At 71.9% G+C, this 15,298-nt stretch carries 15 protein-coding genes and 3 pseudogenes; 8 read left to right on the top strand and 10 right to left on the bottom strand.

Features of this window, described 5'->3' with window-relative positions; genetic code table 11:
* Window positions 1-26: 26 nt before the first annotated feature.
* On the bottom strand, window positions 27-437 hold the full coding sequence (locus ACZ62B_RS29015; protein WP_344566724.1) for a MerR family transcriptional regulator: 411 nt from the start codon (window positions 435-437) through the stop codon (window positions 27-29).
* Window positions 438-855: 418 nt separating this feature from the next.
* Between ACZ62B_RS29015 and ACZ62B_RS29010 the strand changes: the two genes are divergently transcribed.
* A complete protein-coding gene (locus ACZ62B_RS29010; protein ID WP_468880653.1) occupies window positions 856-2,346 on the top strand; it encodes a SulP family inorganic anion transporter in 1,491 nt (496 codons plus the stop codon).
* 73 nt (window positions 2,347-2,419) lie between these two features.
* Here the strand turns inward: ACZ62B_RS29010 and ACZ62B_RS29005 are convergent, their stop codons facing one another.
* Genes ACZ62B_RS29005 through ACZ62B_RS28995 form a run of 3 tightly spaced genes read right to left on the bottom strand, consistent with a single transcriptional unit; the run spans window position 2,420 to window position 4,898 of the window.
* Window positions 2,420-3,484, bottom strand: a complete 1,065-nt coding sequence (locus ACZ62B_RS29005) for an ArsO family NAD(P)H-dependent flavin-containing monooxygenase (protein ID WP_468880537.1) — start codon at window positions 3,482-3,484, stop codon at window positions 2,420-2,422.
* Window positions 3,481-4,593, bottom strand: a complete 1,113-nt coding sequence (gene arsB / locus ACZ62B_RS29000) for an ACR3 family arsenite efflux transporter (RefSeq protein ID WP_468880540.1) — start codon at window positions 4,591-4,593, stop codon at window positions 3,481-3,483. Before arsB ends, ACZ62B_RS29005 begins: the two co-directional genes overlap by 4 nt.
* The gene (locus ACZ62B_RS28995; RefSeq protein ID WP_344566730.1) at window positions 4,590-4,898 is read right to left on the bottom strand and encodes an ArsR/SmtB family transcription factor; all 309 of its coding nucleotides are present in this window, start codon (window positions 4,896-4,898) and stop codon (window positions 4,590-4,592) included. Before ACZ62B_RS28995 ends, arsB begins: the two co-directional genes overlap by 4 nt.
* 91 nt (window positions 4,899-4,989) lie before the next feature.
* On the opposite strand from ACZ62B_RS28995, the gene ACZ62B_RS28990 reads away from it, so the two are divergent.
* Window positions 4,990-5,424, top strand: a complete 435-nt coding sequence (locus ACZ62B_RS28990) for an arsenate reductase ArsC (protein WP_344566732.1) — start codon at window positions 4,990-4,992, stop codon at window positions 5,422-5,424.
* A gap of 893 nt (window positions 5,425-6,317) precedes the next feature.
* Here ACZ62B_RS28990 and ACZ62B_RS28985 read toward each other — a convergent pair.
* Complete coding sequence (locus ACZ62B_RS28985) at window positions 6,318-7,187, bottom strand: SCO4651 family lipoprotein (RefSeq protein ID WP_468722784.1); 870 nt, start codon at window positions 7,185-7,187, stop codon at window positions 6,318-6,320.
* 210 nt (window positions 7,188-7,397) lie between these two features.
* On the opposite strand from ACZ62B_RS28985, the gene ACZ62B_RS28980 reads away from it, so the two are divergent.
* Window positions 7,398-7,694 carry a GlsB/YeaQ/YmgE family stress response membrane protein gene (locus tag ACZ62B_RS28980; protein ID WP_073933954.1) on the top strand — a complete coding sequence of 99 codons (297 nt, stop codon included), beginning with the start codon at window positions 7,398-7,400 and terminating at the stop codon, window positions 7,692-7,694.
* A 107-nt stretch (window positions 7,695-7,801) separates the two neighbouring features.
* Here ACZ62B_RS28980 and ACZ62B_RS28975 read toward each other — a convergent pair.
* Window positions 7,802-7,945: pseudogene (locus tag ACZ62B_RS28975) on the bottom strand (MBL fold metallo-hydrolase); the annotation flags it as partial.
* On the opposite strand from ACZ62B_RS28975, the pseudogene ACZ62B_RS28970 reads away from it, so the two are divergent.
* Both ACZ62B_RS28970 and ACZ62B_RS28965 read left to right on the top strand, forming a co-directional pair.
* Window positions 7,931-8,218 (top strand): annotated as a pseudogene (locus ACZ62B_RS28970) (GNAT family N-acetyltransferase); the annotation flags it as partial. The pseudogenes ACZ62B_RS28975 and ACZ62B_RS28970 sit on opposite strands and share 15 nt — an antisense overlap.
* A 463-nt stretch (window positions 8,219-8,681) precedes the next feature.
* Window positions 8,682-9,014 (top strand): putative quinol monooxygenase, encoded by a 333-nt coding sequence (locus ACZ62B_RS28965; protein ID WP_344566740.1) that lies wholly within the window; start codon window positions 8,682-8,684, stop codon window positions 9,012-9,014.
* A gap of 68 nt (window positions 9,015-9,082) precedes the next feature.
* On the opposite strand, the gene ACZ62B_RS28960 is transcribed toward ACZ62B_RS28965, so the two are convergent.
* Window positions 9,083-10,021, bottom strand: coding sequence for an endonuclease/exonuclease/phosphatase family protein (locus ACZ62B_RS28960; protein WP_344566742.1), 939 nt, complete (start codon window positions 10,019-10,021; stop codon window positions 9,083-9,085).
* A gap of 81 nt (window positions 10,022-10,102) precedes the next feature.
* Window positions 10,103-11,227, bottom strand: a complete 1,125-nt coding sequence (locus ACZ62B_RS28955; RefSeq protein WP_468887057.1) for an ABC transporter substrate-binding protein — start codon at window positions 11,225-11,227, stop codon at window positions 10,103-10,105.
* A 204-nt stretch (window positions 11,228-11,431) separates the two neighbouring features.
* On the opposite strand from ACZ62B_RS28955, the gene ACZ62B_RS28950 reads away from it, so the two are divergent.
* Window positions 11,432-12,307: a PhzF family phenazine biosynthesis protein gene (locus ACZ62B_RS28950; RefSeq protein WP_344566746.1), complete on the top strand. Its 876-nt coding sequence runs from the start codon at window positions 11,432-11,434 to the stop codon at window positions 12,305-12,307.
* A gap of 162 nt (window positions 12,308-12,469) precedes the next feature.
* Here the strand turns inward: ACZ62B_RS28950 and ACZ62B_RS28945 are convergent, their stop codons facing one another.
* Together ACZ62B_RS28945 and ACZ62B_RS28940 are read right to left on the bottom strand one after the other, a co-directional pair.
* Complete coding sequence (locus ACZ62B_RS28945; protein WP_179167568.1) at window positions 12,470-12,637, bottom strand: hypothetical protein; 168 nt, start codon at window positions 12,635-12,637, stop codon at window positions 12,470-12,472.
* 169 nt (window positions 12,638-12,806) lie between these two features.
* A complete protein-coding gene (locus tag ACZ62B_RS28940; protein WP_344566748.1) occupies window positions 12,807-13,049 on the bottom strand; it encodes a hypothetical protein in 243 nt (80 codons plus the stop codon).
* Between the two features lie 119 nt (window positions 13,050-13,168).
* Here ACZ62B_RS28940 and ACZ62B_RS28935 point away from each other — a divergent pair.
* Together ACZ62B_RS28935 and ACZ62B_RS28930 are read left to right on the top strand one after the other, a co-directional pair.
* A pseudogene (locus tag ACZ62B_RS28935) lies at window positions 13,169-13,345 on the top strand (aldo/keto reductase); the annotation flags it as partial.
* A 58-nt stretch (window positions 13,346-13,403) separates the two neighbouring features.
* A complete protein-coding gene (locus tag ACZ62B_RS28930; RefSeq protein WP_469692650.1) occupies window positions 13,404-15,293 on the top strand; it encodes an SMI1/KNR4 family protein in 1,890 nt (629 codons plus the stop codon).
* Window positions 15,294-15,298 lie beyond the last annotated feature (5 nt).

Raw genomic sequence — 15,298 nt, 5'->3', positions numbered from 1 at the left:
CGGCGCGCCGCCGGAGCCGGGAGCGGTCAGGGCCGGGCCGGCTCGTGCCCGGGCAGCCGTGCCCGCAGTGTGGCGGCGAAGTCCTCGGCGCGGGCGAGCTGGACGCGTAGCCTCTCCACCTGCTCCGCCGCGCTCCGCTCGTACTCGCGCACGCGCTGAAGGAGCGCCTCGCGCTCATCCGGGCCGAGTTCACCGCCGGCGTCGAGGCGGTCGGTGGCGTCCAGCAGGTCGCGCATCTGATCCAGCGTGAAGCCGAGCGGCTTCATCCGCCGGATGACCATGAGGCGGGCGACGTCGTTGTCGGTGTAGAGGCGGAAGCCTCCCTGGGAACGGGCGGAGGGGACGACGAGACCGGCTTCCTCGTAGTGCCGGATGGTGCGCAGGGACAGCTCAGTGCGCGCGGCGACCTCGCCGATCTGCATGTGCTTGCCGTCCACGTCCCTGCTCCTGGCCTTTCCGTCATGGCGGACCGCGTCCCGTGCGACCCCACCGACCTCTACTCTAACGTTAGGGTAGAGTTGATGAAGGTGAGGGCGGCCCGGCTGCCCCCGCCACTGCCGTTCCGGGGCCGATGCCGCCCCCGGCGAAGATCCGATTCTTGCAGGAGAGAAGCGTGCGCGAGCCCATGACGCCCGGCGCCGCCGCCTGCCCGCCGTGACGCTTCGCCCTCGGGCGTGAGCCCTGGCGCCCTCACGCCCGCCCACTCCGTCCCTTCTGGTCCTCCGGCTCCGAGTATGACGGGGCCGTCCCGCGGGGTGCCGGCCCGGCCCCTCCGCGTCCTCCCGCACATCCCCGGCCTGCCGTGGGGGTGCCCGAGCACGACAGGTTCCCGAACTCTTGTCTTCCGCCACCGCCCTGTCCCCGGCCGCGCGTCTGCGCGGCCTGAAGCCCGACTGGTTGAACGACCCGAAGGTCTGGCGCGCCGAGGTCCTCGCGGGCCTGGTGGTCGCGCTCGCGTTGATCCCCGAGGCGATCTCGTTCTCGATCATCGCCGGTGTCGATCCGGCGGTGGGCCTGTTCGCCTCCTTCACGATGGCCGTGACGATCGCGGTCGTCGGCGGCCGACGGGCGATGATCTCCGCCGCGACCGGCGCCGTCGCCCTGGTCATCGCGCCGCTGAACCGCGAGCACGGCTTCGGTCACCTGGTCGCCGCGGTGATCCTCGCCGGTGTCTTCCAGGTCGTCCTGGGCGCGCTGGGGGTGGCGAGGCTGATGCGGTTCATCCCCCGGTCGGTGATGGTCGGCTTCGTCAACGCGCTCGCCATCCTGATCTTCATGGCCCAGGTCCCGGAGATGACCGACGTGCCGTGGGCGGTCTACCCGCTGATCATCGGCGGGCTGGCGCTGATGGTGTTCTTCCCCAAGGTCACCACCGTGATCCCGGCGCCGCTGGTCTCCATCGTCGTCCTGACCGTCATCACCGTCGCGGCCGGGATCGCCGTGCCGGCCGTCGGGGACAAGGGCGCCCTTCCGTCCTCGCTGCCCGTTCCCGGCCTCCCCGACGTGCCGTTCACGATGGACACCCTGACGACGATCGCCCCGTACGCGTTCGCGATGGCGCTCGTCGGTCTGATGGAGTCGCTGATGACCGCGAAGCTGGTCGACGACATCACCGACACCCACTCCGACAAGACCCGCGAGTCCGTCGGCCAGGGCGTCGCCAACATCGTCACCGGCTTCTTCGGCGGCATGGGCGGCTGCGCCATGATCGGCCAGACGATGATCAACGTGAAGGTCTCCGGCGCCCGCACCCGCCTGTCGACGTTCCTGGCCGGCGCGTTTCTGATGGTGCTGTGCATCGTCTTCGGCCCGGTCGTCTCCGACATTCCCATGGCCGCCCTGGTCGCCGTCATGGTCATGGTGTCGTTCGCGACGTTCGACTGGCACTCCATCGCCCCCAAGACCCTCAAGCGGATGCCCGCGGGCGAGATCACCGTCATGGTGGTCACCGTCGCCTGCGTCGTGGCCACCCACAACCTCGCCATCGGTGTCGTCGCCGGCTCCATCACCGCCATGGTGATCTTCGCCAAGCGCGTCGCGCACCTCGCCGAGGTCACCGCCGTGGTCGACCCCGACGGCACCACCGTGGTCTACCGGGTCACCGGCGAGCTGTTCTTCGCCTCCGTAGGCGACCTGGTCGGCCGGTTCGACTACGCGGGCGACCCGGAGAAGGTCGTCATCGACCTGAGCTCGGCGCACATCTGGGACGCCTCCTCCGTCGCGGCCCTGGACGCGATCGAGACCAAGTACGCCCAGCGCGGCAAGACCGTCGAGATCATGGGCCTCAACGACCCCAGCGCCCGGCTCCACGGCAAGCTCAGCGGCGAACTCGCCGCCGACCACTGACGCACCGAGAACCGTGCCGGGTCGGTGCCCACCCTGGGGTGGGCACCGACCCGACGGTCGTTTCGAGCAGTCTTCAGCCGCGCAGAAGGTGTGCGATCTCCCCGGCGGCGTCCCGGGCCGGGCGGCCGACGCCGATCAGGGTGGCCGACGCCGGGCCGGTCCAGTCGCCGTGACCGAGCAGGTGCAGTCGTGGCTCTCCGAGAGCACGCGTGCCGTCGGTGGGGATGTGACCGCGCGGACCGCGCAGGTTCAGCGGTGACAGGTGGGACAGGGCCGGGCGGAAGCCGGTGCACCAGATGACCGCGTCCGCGGCGGTGTGGCTGTCGTCGGCCCACAGGGCACCGTCGGCGGTGAGCCGGGAGAACATCGGCTTCGCGTGCAGGAGGCCGGCGTCCCGGGCGGCCCGGACGGGTGGCACAGCGACGATGTCGCCGAGCGAGGCCACCCCGCCGGTGTCGCCGCGGCCCGCCTCGAGGGCGCGGCGGCGGGCGGTGGCGACGTCGAACAGGGCGCGGCCGTCGATGTCGTCCGGCAGGAACCGCGGCGGGCGCCGGGTCGCCCAGGTCACCTCGACGCCGCCGTGCAGGGCGAGGTCGGCCGCGATCTGGGCACCGGAGTTCCCGCCGCCGACCACGATGACGCGCTGCCCGGTGAAGTCGGCCGGGCAGCGGTAGTCCACGGTGTGCAGCCGACGGCCGGTGAAGACCGACCGGCCGGGTACGGCGGGGAGGAAGGGCCGCGTCCAGGTGCCGGTTGCGCCGATGACCGCGCGGGCCCGCCAGGTGCCGGTGTCCGCCTCGACCAGGAGCCGGTCCGCGTCGCGGCGTACGGCGTCCACGCGGGTGCCGTGCCGGACGGGCAGGTCGTAGCGCTTTTCGTAGTCGGTGAGGTAGTCCACCACGTGCCCGGCGTCCGGGTGGGCCTCGCCCACCTGGGCGGGCATGAGCCGTCCGGGCAGCGAGGAGTGCTCGGCCGGGGAGAACAGGTGCAGCGAGTCCCACATGTGCTGCCAGGACCCGCCCGGCGCCGTGCCGGCGTCCAGGATCACGTGGTCCAGGCGCCGGCGGCGCAGGTGGTAGCCGGCGGCGAGTCCTGCCTGGCCGCCGCCGACCACCACCACATCGGTGTGCTGCGTCATGAACCCGGCTGCCCGGCCGTGAACCCGCGTCGCCAAGCGAGGGAGACGTACACCAGCGCCACGAGCACCGGGACCTCGATGAGCGGGCCGACCACGCCCGAGAGAGCCTGGCCGGAGGTGACACCGAAGGTCGCGATGGCGACCGCGATGGCCAGCTCGAAGTTGTTGCCCGCCGCGGTGAAGGCGAGGGTCGCGGTGCGGTCGTAGGCCAGGCCCAGGCCCTTGCCGAGCAGGAAGGTGCCGAAGAACATGACCGCGAAGTACACCAGCAGCGGCAGGGCGATCCGGGCGACGTCCAGCGGCTGCGAGGTGATGGTCTTCCCCTGCAGGGCGAAGAGGACCACGATCGTGAACAGCAGCCCGTACAGCGCCCACGGACCGATCCTCGGAAGGAACTTCGCCTCGTAGTCGGCACGGCCCAGCTTCTGCTCGCCGATGCGGCGGGTCAGGAAGCCGGCCAGCAGCGGGACGCCGAGGAAGACGACGACGTTCAGCGCGATGTGTCCCACGGACACGTCCAGGCCCCGGCCGTCGCCGAGGTTCGTCCACCGGGGCAGCAGGTCGAGGTAGAACCAGCCCAACAGCCCGAACGCGACCACCTGGAACACCGAGTTCAGCGCGACGAGGACGGCCGCGGCCTCGCGGTCGCCGCAGGCGAGGTCGTTCCAGATGACGACCATGGCGATGCAGCGGGCCAGGCCGACGATGATCAGGCCGGTGCGGTACTCGGGCAGGTCCGGCAGGAAGATCCACGCCAGGGCGAACATCACCGCCGGACCGACGATCCAGTTGACGACCAGCGAGGAGATCATCAGCTTCTTGTCGCCGGTCACGCGGTCGAGCCGGTCGTAGCGGACCTTGGCCAGGACCGGGTACATCATGACCAGCAGGCCGAGCGCGATCGGCAGGGAGATCCCGCCGATCTCGATCTTCGCGAGCGTGTCGTTCATCCCCGGGATCAGGCGGCCCAGGCCCAGGCCGGCGGCCATGGCGAGCAGGATCCACACCGCGAGGTAGCGGTCGAGAGTGGAGAGCTTCCCGACGATCGAGTCGTCCCCGGCCGCGTCGGCGCTCCGGGCGCGGGCGGTGGTGGGCTCGGTGGAGGTCACGGGCAGGCCCTCTTGTTCCCGGCGGTGGTGCGGGCCGAGGCGGCCAGTTCGGCGAACTGCTCGGACAGACCGGCCAGGACCTCGGGCTTGAGCTTGTAGTAGGTGAAGCGGCCGCAGGGCTCGGTCTCCACGATCCCGGCCTCGCGCAGCACCTTCATGTGGTTGGACAGGTTGGTCTGCTTGGCTCCGGTCTCCTCGACCAGGTGCGTCGTGCAGAGCGTCTCGCGCGCCAGCAGGGTCACGATCTTCAGGCGGAGCGGATCGCCCAGCGCACGGATCACATCAGGATCGACTGAAGTCAGCATGCGCTGATACTGTCACATCACCATTCGTTGATACCAGCAGGTGCTGATGTCATGGGTGGCGGTTCGCCACCGTGAGACGAGAGAGCCCGTCATGCCCGAGAGCCCTGGCAAGAAGCCGTCCGTTCTGTTCGTCTGCGTCCACAACGCCGGCCGCTCCCAGATGGCCGCCGCCTGGCTGACCCACCTGGCCGGAGACCGCGTCGAGGTCCGCTCCGCCGGCTCCGACCCGGGCGACCAGGTCAACCCGGCCGCCGTCGAGGCCATGGCCGAGGTCGGCATCGACATCTCCCGGGAGACGCCGAAGATCCTGACCGTCGACGCGGTCCGCGAGTCGGACGTCTGCATCACCATGGGCTGCGGCGACACCTGCCCCGTCTTCCCCGGCAAGCGCTACCTCGACTGGAAGCTCGACGACCCGGCCGGCCAGGGCGTCGAGGCCGTGCGCCCGATCCGCGACGGGATCAAGACCCTGGTCGAGAGCCTGATCGCCGAGATCGCCCCGGCGAAGCCGGCGGCGACGGCGTGAGCGACGTGACGTCGTCGTCATCGGCCCCGGCTCCGCCGGATACGCCGCCGCCCTCCGCACAACCCGCGCCCCACCGGGCCCTGCGCATGACCATCGGCCCCCGTCCGTTCCGGGCCGCGCGGTGAACAATCCGTGCGGCACGTGCAAGGCCGGCCAGGGCTCATGGCGGTCAGGGCAGGGTCTCCCCTGCTGAGCCGACAGCGCCCGCAGCCGGAGAGCCCCGCCTTCTCCGCGGCCCCGGAGACGGTTCTCGTTGTTGCGCTTCCACCTGGCGAGCGCCTTCTCCCGCTCGTCGCCGAGGGTCGGGCTCGGCTGTACGTGGCCCCGTGCCGCCCCGAAGCCCTCGAGTTGCTGAAGCGTCGAACTCGAGGGCCGGGCGCAGACCGTCGGCGTCGACCACCCTGTCGACCCGCCCAACCCGCCCGACCCGCCCGACCCGCCCGGAGTGAACGACATCGCGGTCGACGTCGACGGCGTCCCCGGCACCGGGGACTCACCGCCGCCCCCGCGCGGTGGGCAGGTCCTTCGTCACCCTGGAGGGCGGCTACGCCATGGATCTGCCGATCGGCACCGCGACAGCAGCCGAGATCGAAGCACGGCTCCCGGCCCACGCCCGTACGACGACCGGGAACCCCGCCTTCGGCCGGCCCCGACCGCCCACCACACCCGCTGACGGCGTGTCTCCTCCCGCGCCCACACGGCGGCGATGCTCCCGCAGGCGTTCGCCCTCATCCGTCAGGACGTTCGCGAGGGCGCGTCGGTGACGACTCCGGGCGGGAAGGCGGAGCAACGGCTCACCGGTCGCCCCGGCTTCCATGTGCCCGCACGAGGACATCGGCGGGTCGGGAGGTGAGACCCTCCTGACCGTCCCGGCCGACCGGGCCTCCCTCGGTTCAACCCTGCTGCCGGCTCTGCTGGAGCGCCTTGTCCGTCATGTCGGCCACCTGTCCGGCCGGCGGGGCCTCGGCATCGACCTCGGTGCCGAAGTCCGAGAACTCCATCACGGTGCTCATCTTGAGCTGTTGCGGCGCCGCGCCGCTGTCCGGCTTCGCGGAGGCGGAAGCCGGGGCCCTGACGGTCATGTCCATCTGCTGGCGACGCAGCCGCCCCTCGTCGTCGAGCCAGACCTGCATCGGCAGCGTCGGGCCGAGCTGCTCGCGCATTTGATCACCGCCCGGCAGCTCGGTCACGTCCACCGAGACCCGGTAGTGGGTGGTGTCGACGCCGTCGACCTTCTCGGTGCCGACCTCCGTGACGTCCTCGCCGGTGATCGCTTCGGCATAGGCCGCGGTCCGGGCCGGGTCGCCGATCCACTGGTTGTTCACGCCCTGCCGGTCGGCGGCCTTCCGCAGGTCGATCTTGATCCAGGGCTTGCCGCCCGGAGCGTTCCGGCCCTGGGCCTTCTGGTACAGGACCTCGTCGACCACGCGTTGCTCGATGCTCTCGCCCTGCGCGGTGATGGTCATGACGCTGTCGCCCTCGGCCAGATCGAGGACGCCCTCGCCGTCCGACGTGATCGTCCTGCCCTCCGCGGTGAGCTTCATCCCGACCGTCATCCGAGCCGACTCGGCTTCGGCCGTCTTCTCGTAGGCCGTTCGCACCGCTGTCGTGCCCTGGTCCTGGCCCCCGCCGCTCCTGCCGGCGCTCGACGACGCGCCGTCCTTCGCACCCGTCGACCCGCCGTCGTCCCCGCACCCCGTCAGAACACCCCCCATGACCGCGGCGACCGTGATCGCGGCGACCTTCGTCCCCCTGCGACTCATGTGGATCCCCATCTCCTCGTCGACTACCGCCCGTTCACCGAACGACGGCGAACCGTGTGCCCCTCGGAAAAGCGTGAAAACGCCCTTTCCCGGCAAGGGCCGGCGACGCGGGGCTTGATGCGAACGAGTCACGCCAATCGCACACGAGTCAGTTAGGAGAAGCGATCCGGGGACACACGTACGGCGAACCGACTGCAAGGAGAGTCTGTGATGGGCATCATCGCGTGGATAGTCATCGGCCTGCTCGCCGGAGCCATCGCCAAGGCGCTCATGCCGGGCAAGGACCCGGGCGGAATCATCGTCACCATGCTCATCGGTATCGCCGGAGGGCTCCTCGGAGGGTTCCTCGGCAAGGTGATCTTCGGGGTCGACTCGATCGACGGTTTCTTCGAGCTGTCCACCTGGATCGCGGCCATCGTCGGATCCGTCATTCTGCTGGCGCTGTACCGGCTGTTCACCGGCCGCGGGCACGGGCGCGGCCATCGCCGCGGGCACGCCCACGCATAACGGCCCGGCGGCCGACGCGGCCCGCGCAGGGCGAGCCGATACGACGTATGGGGTGCCCCCGTCCGAAGACGGGGGCACCCCATACGTCATGGCACGGTCCGGCGGGTTCAGGCGCGCTGAACCCGATTCCTGTCCGGGCGGTCGGCCAGGCCGGCGGCGGTGAAGGCGGCCCCCAGTTCGTCGCGGCCCTCGGTGAAGTGGGCCCAGCCGCCGTGGTGGACGGGGACGACGCGGCGGGCGCCGAGGATCCGCGGCTCGTGGTGGACGAGACGAAGGAGGGGTCCGTCCCGTTCTCCGTGGTGGAGTCGGCCGGCGGCACGCCGATCGGCACCGCGACGCTGTGGGGCATCGACCATCACAACCGGTCCGCGCACATCGGGTCGGGGCTGCTGCCGTCCTCCCGCGGCAAGGACTACGGCACCGACGTGGTCGCGATGCCGCGCTCCTCGGCCTGGGTGATGGGCGAGTTCCTGGACGAGGTGCTGCTCGGACTCCTCGCCCAGGACTGGAGGCGGGACTCGAAGGGTTGGGCCGCCGCCCGACGGTCAAGGGCCCGGGCCGGGACTGCGGCGGCCAGGACCAGGGCCGGAGGCAGGAGGAGTACGACCGCGTGGTGGGCTTGACGCCGCCTGCGAGCTCCCCGGAGACCGGGCCGACAACCGGTGCCGCGGCGCGGGTGCACCGCCGCGGGCTCGTGCGGTGGTGCTCGTCGGCGCGCACCGGTGAGCAGCATGCGCGGATCCGTGACCGGGCCACGGCCGCTCGAGGGCGGCGGGCCCGGAAGTACGGTGACGACGTCCACCGCGAGCAGGGCCTCTTCAGCTACGACGGCCTGTGCGAGGTGACAGTGCTCGCCGCCCGGGGGAAGGTACGACCGCACATCAGCGCATATCCCCTCGACCGATGCCAGGATGTCCTGGACGACCTGGGCGCCGGACGGGCGCTCCTCGTCCCCTGACCGGTCACCACGACATCCCCAGGAGAGTCATGATCTTCATCACCGCCAGGTTCCGCGTCCTGCCCGAGCACGCCGACGCGTGGCCCGAGATCACCCGTGAGTTCACCGAGGCGACCCGCGACGAGCCGGGATGTCTGTGGTTCGACTGGTCCCGCAGTGTCGACGACCCGACCGAGTACGTACTGGTCGAGGCCTTCCGGGACGACGAGGCCGGGGCCGCGCACGTGCGGTCCGAGCACTTCACCGCCGCACGCGCGACGCTGCCGCCCCACCTCGTGGAGACGCCGCGCATCGTCAACGTGACGGTTCCGCAGGACGACTGGTCCCTCCTCGGGGAGATGGCCGTCCCGGACGAGAGCTGATCGCCCTCTCGCACCGGCGGGGTGCCGCCCGTGGCTCCGCGTGTGCGCCTGCCGGGAACGGTTCGGTGTCAAGCGCTTGACCGCTCCGACCGAGGGGGCCGCACACGGCCGATGCCCTGGGCACGGCTGTCGGCCGGCGTGGGCGCGTGACCAGCGTGGAGCGGGACGGTCTCACCGACCGCCACGTCGGTGTGCAGCATGTGGTGGTCCGAGTGCGGGGTGGTTTCCACGCGGTGTCCGAGCGGGGTGATGCCTCGCAGGAAGACGTAGTCGAACTTGCTGTGCCAGTCGGTGGTCGTCTCGCAGGTGCCGGCCCGCGAGGGGAGACACTGGGGATCCGTGTCCTCGGCCAGTGCCCAGATCCGGGAGAGTTCGGGAGCGCCCGGCACGGCGTTGAAGTCTCCGAGAACGATCGCGCGGTCGTGCCGGGCGATGACCTCGGCGAGCACGCCGGCCTGGTCCGCCCTCACCTCTTCCTGACGTCGTTCGGCGAGGTGCGTGTTGAAGACCCGTACGGACCGGCCGCCCACCGTGGTGGTGACCGCCATGTACCCGCGGTCCTCGGATCCTCCGTCGGGGTATTCCGCATTGACGTGGTCCGTCATCGGTGCCGCCGAGAGGATCGCCTGGCCGAAGGCTCCCGGGCTCCACGGCGCTCCCCCGCAGCGGCCCCAGTTCCGTAGGACCGACCCGTACTCGACGTGGTACACCAGCCCGTAAAGGCGCCTCAGATAGTCCCGGATCCTCTCGACGTCACGCACGCACGCTTCCTGCAGGCCGATGACCTGGGGCGCGTATGTGGCGATCTCCGCCGCCCGGTCGACGTTGCTCGTCTCGCAGGGGTTGCAGATGTTCCACGTCATGACCCGGTTCGGCACGACGTCGCTGACGGCATCGTCGGGCAGTGGCCTGGCGAAGGGCGTTCCGCTCGGCGCACTGGGCCCGAGGAGCACCATGCAGGCCACGATCACGGCGCCCGCGAGCAACCGCGCGCTCCTTCCGAGCACTACCGCCTCCTCAAGGCGCACACACCAGGCATCCGACGCTTCCCCGCACGAGCTTATAAAACCGCCTCGCCCGCCGGACTCTCAGCCGGTGTGAAGGATCCGAAGGCGGTCGGGTTCCGCCGGGTCCCGGTCGACGACCTGGACGGGTGGCCAGGCCCATTGCCACACGCTGATGCCCGGCGGGCGGGAGAACCGGATGCGCCCGCGGGTGCCTTCGACCTCGACGCTCGACCAGGGCTCGGCCGTGCCCGCCCGGTCCCCGCCGTGGGAACGCAGCACATCGGTGAGGACGACGACCGTGTCGTAGCCCTCGAAGGCGACGAAGGAGGGCGCTTCGCCCAGCCGCTCGCGGAGGGCCGCACCGACTCGTGCGCCGAGTGGGCCGAGACGCCGGGGCAGGTAGCGCAGGAACGGGACGGCGGCGCCGTCCCCGCCCGGCAAGGTCGCCCATGGGGCGAACTCCGGCTGCCCGGCCGGAGCACCGATCGTGATCCCGGCGAGGCGCTGGTCGCGGCGGACGGACCTGACGATCGACACCGCCGGTTCGGGGTGGCCGACCAGGAGGAGGAGCGCTGTCGCGCGTTGGCCGGCGAGTGCGTCGCACACGGCCGTGGGGGCGAGCGTGCTCATGTCGAGCTCGACGAGGGTCCCGCCGCGTGGCGCGAGGTGGTCCCGCAGGATGCGGGCCCCGGATGCCCAGTAGGCGCTCGGCGCGGCCGCCACGGCGATGCGGCTGTGCCCCGCGCCGAGGAGGAAGTCCGCGTAGATCCGCCAGCCGTGGGACTGCGCCGGGGCGAGGCGCGCGACCCATCGCGTCGGCTGTTCGGTGAGCGCGTCGAGAACCGCCGACGAGCACAGGAACGGCAGTCCGAGGGCGTCGGCCCGGGCCGCGGCGGCACGGGCGACGACGCTGTGGTACTCCCCCGCCAAGGCGGCCACGCCCAGGCTGGCCAATTCGTCCACGGCCGCCGCGGCTCTCCGTGGATCGGCCGCGGTGTCCCGGACCACCAGCTCGAGTGGTCTTCCGGCGATCCCGCCGGCGTCGTTGACCTCGCGCACGGCCAGTTCGAGTCCGGCGAGCAAGTGCCGGCCCGCCTCGACCCAGCCGGGCGGGGTCAGTGGAACGAGAGCGCCGATCCGGACGGACGGTCCGTCGGTCCGTCCGGCCCCGGACGACGGCGCTGAGGGCGCTGAGGGCGCACTCATGCGTCGGCGTCTCCCGTGTGACGATGCGGACCGCACAGTGGCAGGGCCCGGTGGTACGCGTTCGTCTCTTCCCGCCGTGGCGGGCGCGCCTGGGTCGTCATGCCGGACATTGCATCCACCGCCACCGTCGGCGGGCAACCGATTATGCGTGAACTTCCCCCGCGTCCAGGAATAGCCGCGGGTCCGCGTCGCGTTGCCGCGAACATGACGACGAATGCGCCACGGCCCGAGGTACTGCGGTACACCGCCTTCTCCAGCAGTCCCGACGGCGGGAACCCCGCCGGTGTCGTTCTGGACGCCACCGCTCTGGACGACGGGGACATGCTGGCCATCGCCGCCGACCTCGGCTACTCGGAGTCCGCGTTCCTCACCCCGCCCCCGAAGGACCTCGACGGCCCCGAGGGACGGACGTACGGCATCCGTTACTTCAGCCCCAAGGCCGAGGTGCCGTTCTGCGGACACGCCACCGTCGCGACCGCCATCGCGCTCGCCGAGCGGACGGGCCCCGGGAAGCTGGTGTTCGCGACGCGGGCCGGCACCGTGCCGGTGGAGGTGGCCGAGGAGGACGGGACGGTCAGGGCCACGCTCACCAGCGTGGAGCCGCACGTCGAGGAGATCGCCGACGCCGACCTCGCGGAGGCGCTCGCCGCGCTGGGCTGGCCGGCCGCCGATCTCGACCCGGCCTTCCCGCCCCGTATCGCGTTCGCCGGCGCCCGCCATCTCGTTCTCGCGGCGGCCACCCGCGCCCGCCTCGCGGATCTCTCGTACGACTTCGCGCGCCTCGAAGCCCTCATGCACCGCTTGGACCTGACCACCGTCCAGTTGGTGTGGCGGGAGTCGGCCACCGTCTTCCACGTCCGTGACCCGTTCCCCGTCGGCGGCGTCGTCGAGGACCCGGCGACCGGCGCCGCGGCAGCCGCGTTCGGGGCGTACGCCCGTGAGTTCGGCCTCGTCCCCGAGGACGCCGTTCTCACCCTGCACCAGGGCGAGGACCTGGGCCGCCCGGGCCGGCTCACGGTGACGCTGCGCGCGGGTGACCCGCGTGTCCGGGTCGGCGGCGCGGGGGCCCGCATCGGCTGAGAGGCCGTTCCGCGGGCAGCTCTCGGCCCACCCGGGCGGCACCGTCGTCGAGTCCCACGCGCTCGGCGCCGCGCAGGGCCCGGGCAGGCCGCGGCCGAGGGCCGCGGCGGACAGGACTGCGCGGGCCCGGTGACACCTGTGCCGGGCCCGCGCGGGACCGGGTCAGCGTCGGCGGGACCAGCCGGTCCCGACTCCCGCCACGTGCAGGGCCAGGGCGGTCAGCCCCAGCAGCATGACGTTCACCGAAGAGAACACGTCGTTGGTGCCGATCTCCGCCGCGTTGATCAGAAACGCGATGAAGAAAAGCACCGCCGCGACCATACCGAGCATGAACGAGCTCCTCTCATGGGGATGAAGCCCGTATGCCCGGCCGTCGCGCCGACAGACGCGTCGGGGGACCCGGACTTGGCGGCCGGCGTGCGGCCTCGTGCCGCGACGGCATCGCCTTGGCCGGCGTTCGTCCGCGGATCCGCCCGCACCGGACCTGCCGTCGATTCCGTCAGGACTGCTCGGGCCGCGCGTTCGCCGTGTCTCCCGGCCGGTCCGGCGAACGGCGCGTCCCGGCTTCCCAGAGGCACCAGGTCGACCACAGCAGCAGGACGAGGAAGACGGCGAGCAGGCCCAGCAGCACCACGACCTGCCGTGCCGACCCGTGTTCCTGGACCAGGGTCAGCAACAGGCAGAGAGTCCAGGCGACCACACCGCCCGCGTACACGGCCCTGAGCTGTCGCAACTGACCCATCGCTTCCATCGTCGCCCTCCCGAGCCGCACCGTCACGCGTCACCCAGCCGGTACCCCCGTCACGCGGCTTCACCGCACGCGATCACGGCCGGTCTCGCGATCGGCCTCAGCGGTGCCGCCCGGGTCAGGTGGGTCCGGCCCGGCTGCTCCACCACTCCCCCGACGTCCTGCTGATCCCCGGCACGGCCGGCCCCGGACACCTGGAGGCGAACGTGGCGACGGGAGCGGTCACGCTCGACGAGACGACGCTCTCCGCCCTGGACGCCGTGCCTTCCCGCTCGGGGGACATCGTCCTCGGCCGAGGACTTCCGGCACTCGCCCGGGACTGTCAGTGGTGGGTGACAGCATCGGAGCATGACGGAGAACTCACCCTTCGATTGGCGGCCGTTCCTGCTCGAGTGGAGCGGGGAGTGGGCGGATTCCCTGCCGGACAGCGCGCGGGACGAGGAGAACGAGGCCGCCCGGCAGGCACGGTGGCTGGGGTTCCCGCCCGCGTCCGAGGAACGGATCACGGCCATGGAGAAGCGCCTCGGCCGGCGGATGCCGCCCTCGTACCGGGAGTTCCTGAAGGTCAGCGACGGGTGGCGGCACGCGGGTGGGTTCGTGTCGCTGCTGGCGGGGACCGCGGACGCGCGCTGGCACGACGACGAGTCGGGACTCGCGGTCATGTTCGAGGAGTACCTGGACGAGGACGCCGGGCCCGAGGAGCGGCGGGAGGCGGACCTCTGGCGGCGCGGGCTGCAGCTCGACGTCGAGTCCGACGTCACCTACGTCCTGATGGATCCCGAGGACGTGGACGAGGACGGCGAGTGGGCCGTGTACACGTGGGCGAGCTGGCGGGCCGAGTCGCCCGAGCGGCACGCGAGCTTCCTCGCGTTCATGCGGGACATGCACCGTGAGTTCCACAGCCTGCGGGCGCAGCCGCGCGACGGGGAGCCGGAGTTCGTCAACGACACGACGCGGAAGCTGGACGCCGCGGTGGAGGAGGCCCGGCTGGAGGCGCTGCGCGGCGGCTGGGAGCGGGCCGGGAAGGCGCTGGACGAGGCCAAGGGGTACAACAGGCCGCGGGCCGCCGGGCTGGGCGACCAGATACGCCGCCTGCTCGGGCAGACGTACATGGTGTACTTCGACGGGCTGGTGACGGACCCTCGGTACGCGTCCGAACTGCTGCCGCTCCTGGTCGCCGAGTACGCGGCGCACTCGTACCGGGACGACTCCACTCTGAAGTTCCACCTGCGGGGCGCCGACGAGGACCTGATGTCACTGGCTTACGCGACGCTGGAGCGGATGCGCGGCGGCACGTACCGGTACACGGCGGCCGGGCCGTTCGGGGAGGCGGTGGAGCGGGCCCGGGAGCTGACGCGGTGGGGGGACACCGACGGGGGGTGGCGGACCCTGATGGACGCCCTGCCCTCGTGGGAGCCGCTGGGGCCGGACCTCCTGGCGCCGCTGGGGTGGGTGGCCGACCCCCTGCTCGGGCCGCTGCTGACCCCGGAGCGGGGCCGTGAGCTGCTGTCCACCCCGCGGGGCGGGCGGACGGGCGAGGCACCGGGGCCGGCGGCCGGGCTCGACCCGGACGGCCTGGCCTGGCTCGCGGAGCCCGACCGCGGCAACAACCGCACGTCCTACCGGTTCGTCCTGGTGGAAGGGGTGGAGCCGGAGGAGTTGCCGGCCCGTCTGGCGGACGGGGACGGCACGGTGCTGAACGAACCCATGACCCTCCGGGACGCGCGCAGCAGGCTGCTGCACAACCGGAGGGAGTTCTCGTCCTACGACGACAGGGCGCTCATGGCGGTCGGCCGGGCCGGCACCGGCTGGAGCTTCGCCTTCGACGGCGACCCCGCCTCGTTCGACCGGCGGCGGTTCGTCTCCCCCGCCCCGGCCGCCGGCGCGGGCACCCGCGCGGTGGTGGTGTGGAGCGGCCTCAGAGCATGGCACGGGGAGCCGTTCTTCCATCTCTCGGTGGCGCGGGACGGCGTCGAGCAGTACGCGTTCACCTACGCGGACGGAGAGGTCCGGCGCAGCGGGGACATACCGCGGGCGCTGGACCCGAGCCGGTTCTTCGGTGCTCCGGAGGACGCCGCCGAGGCGGAACGGCCGCTGCTGGAAGCGGTGGCCGGGGAGTTCGGTGCGCATCTGCCGCGCCACGCGATCGTGAACGGGCGGCTGCACACGTTCACCACCCGCTCCTGGACACGGCCGCCGGGGGACGGCGAGACGTACGTGGTGATCCGCATGAAGTGAGGAGC

This window comes from Streptomyces sp. NPDC053426 (assembly GCF_055585405.1).
The sequence above is the reverse complement of the archived record's forward strand: the minus strand, read 5'-3'. Positions and strand labels throughout refer to the sequence as shown.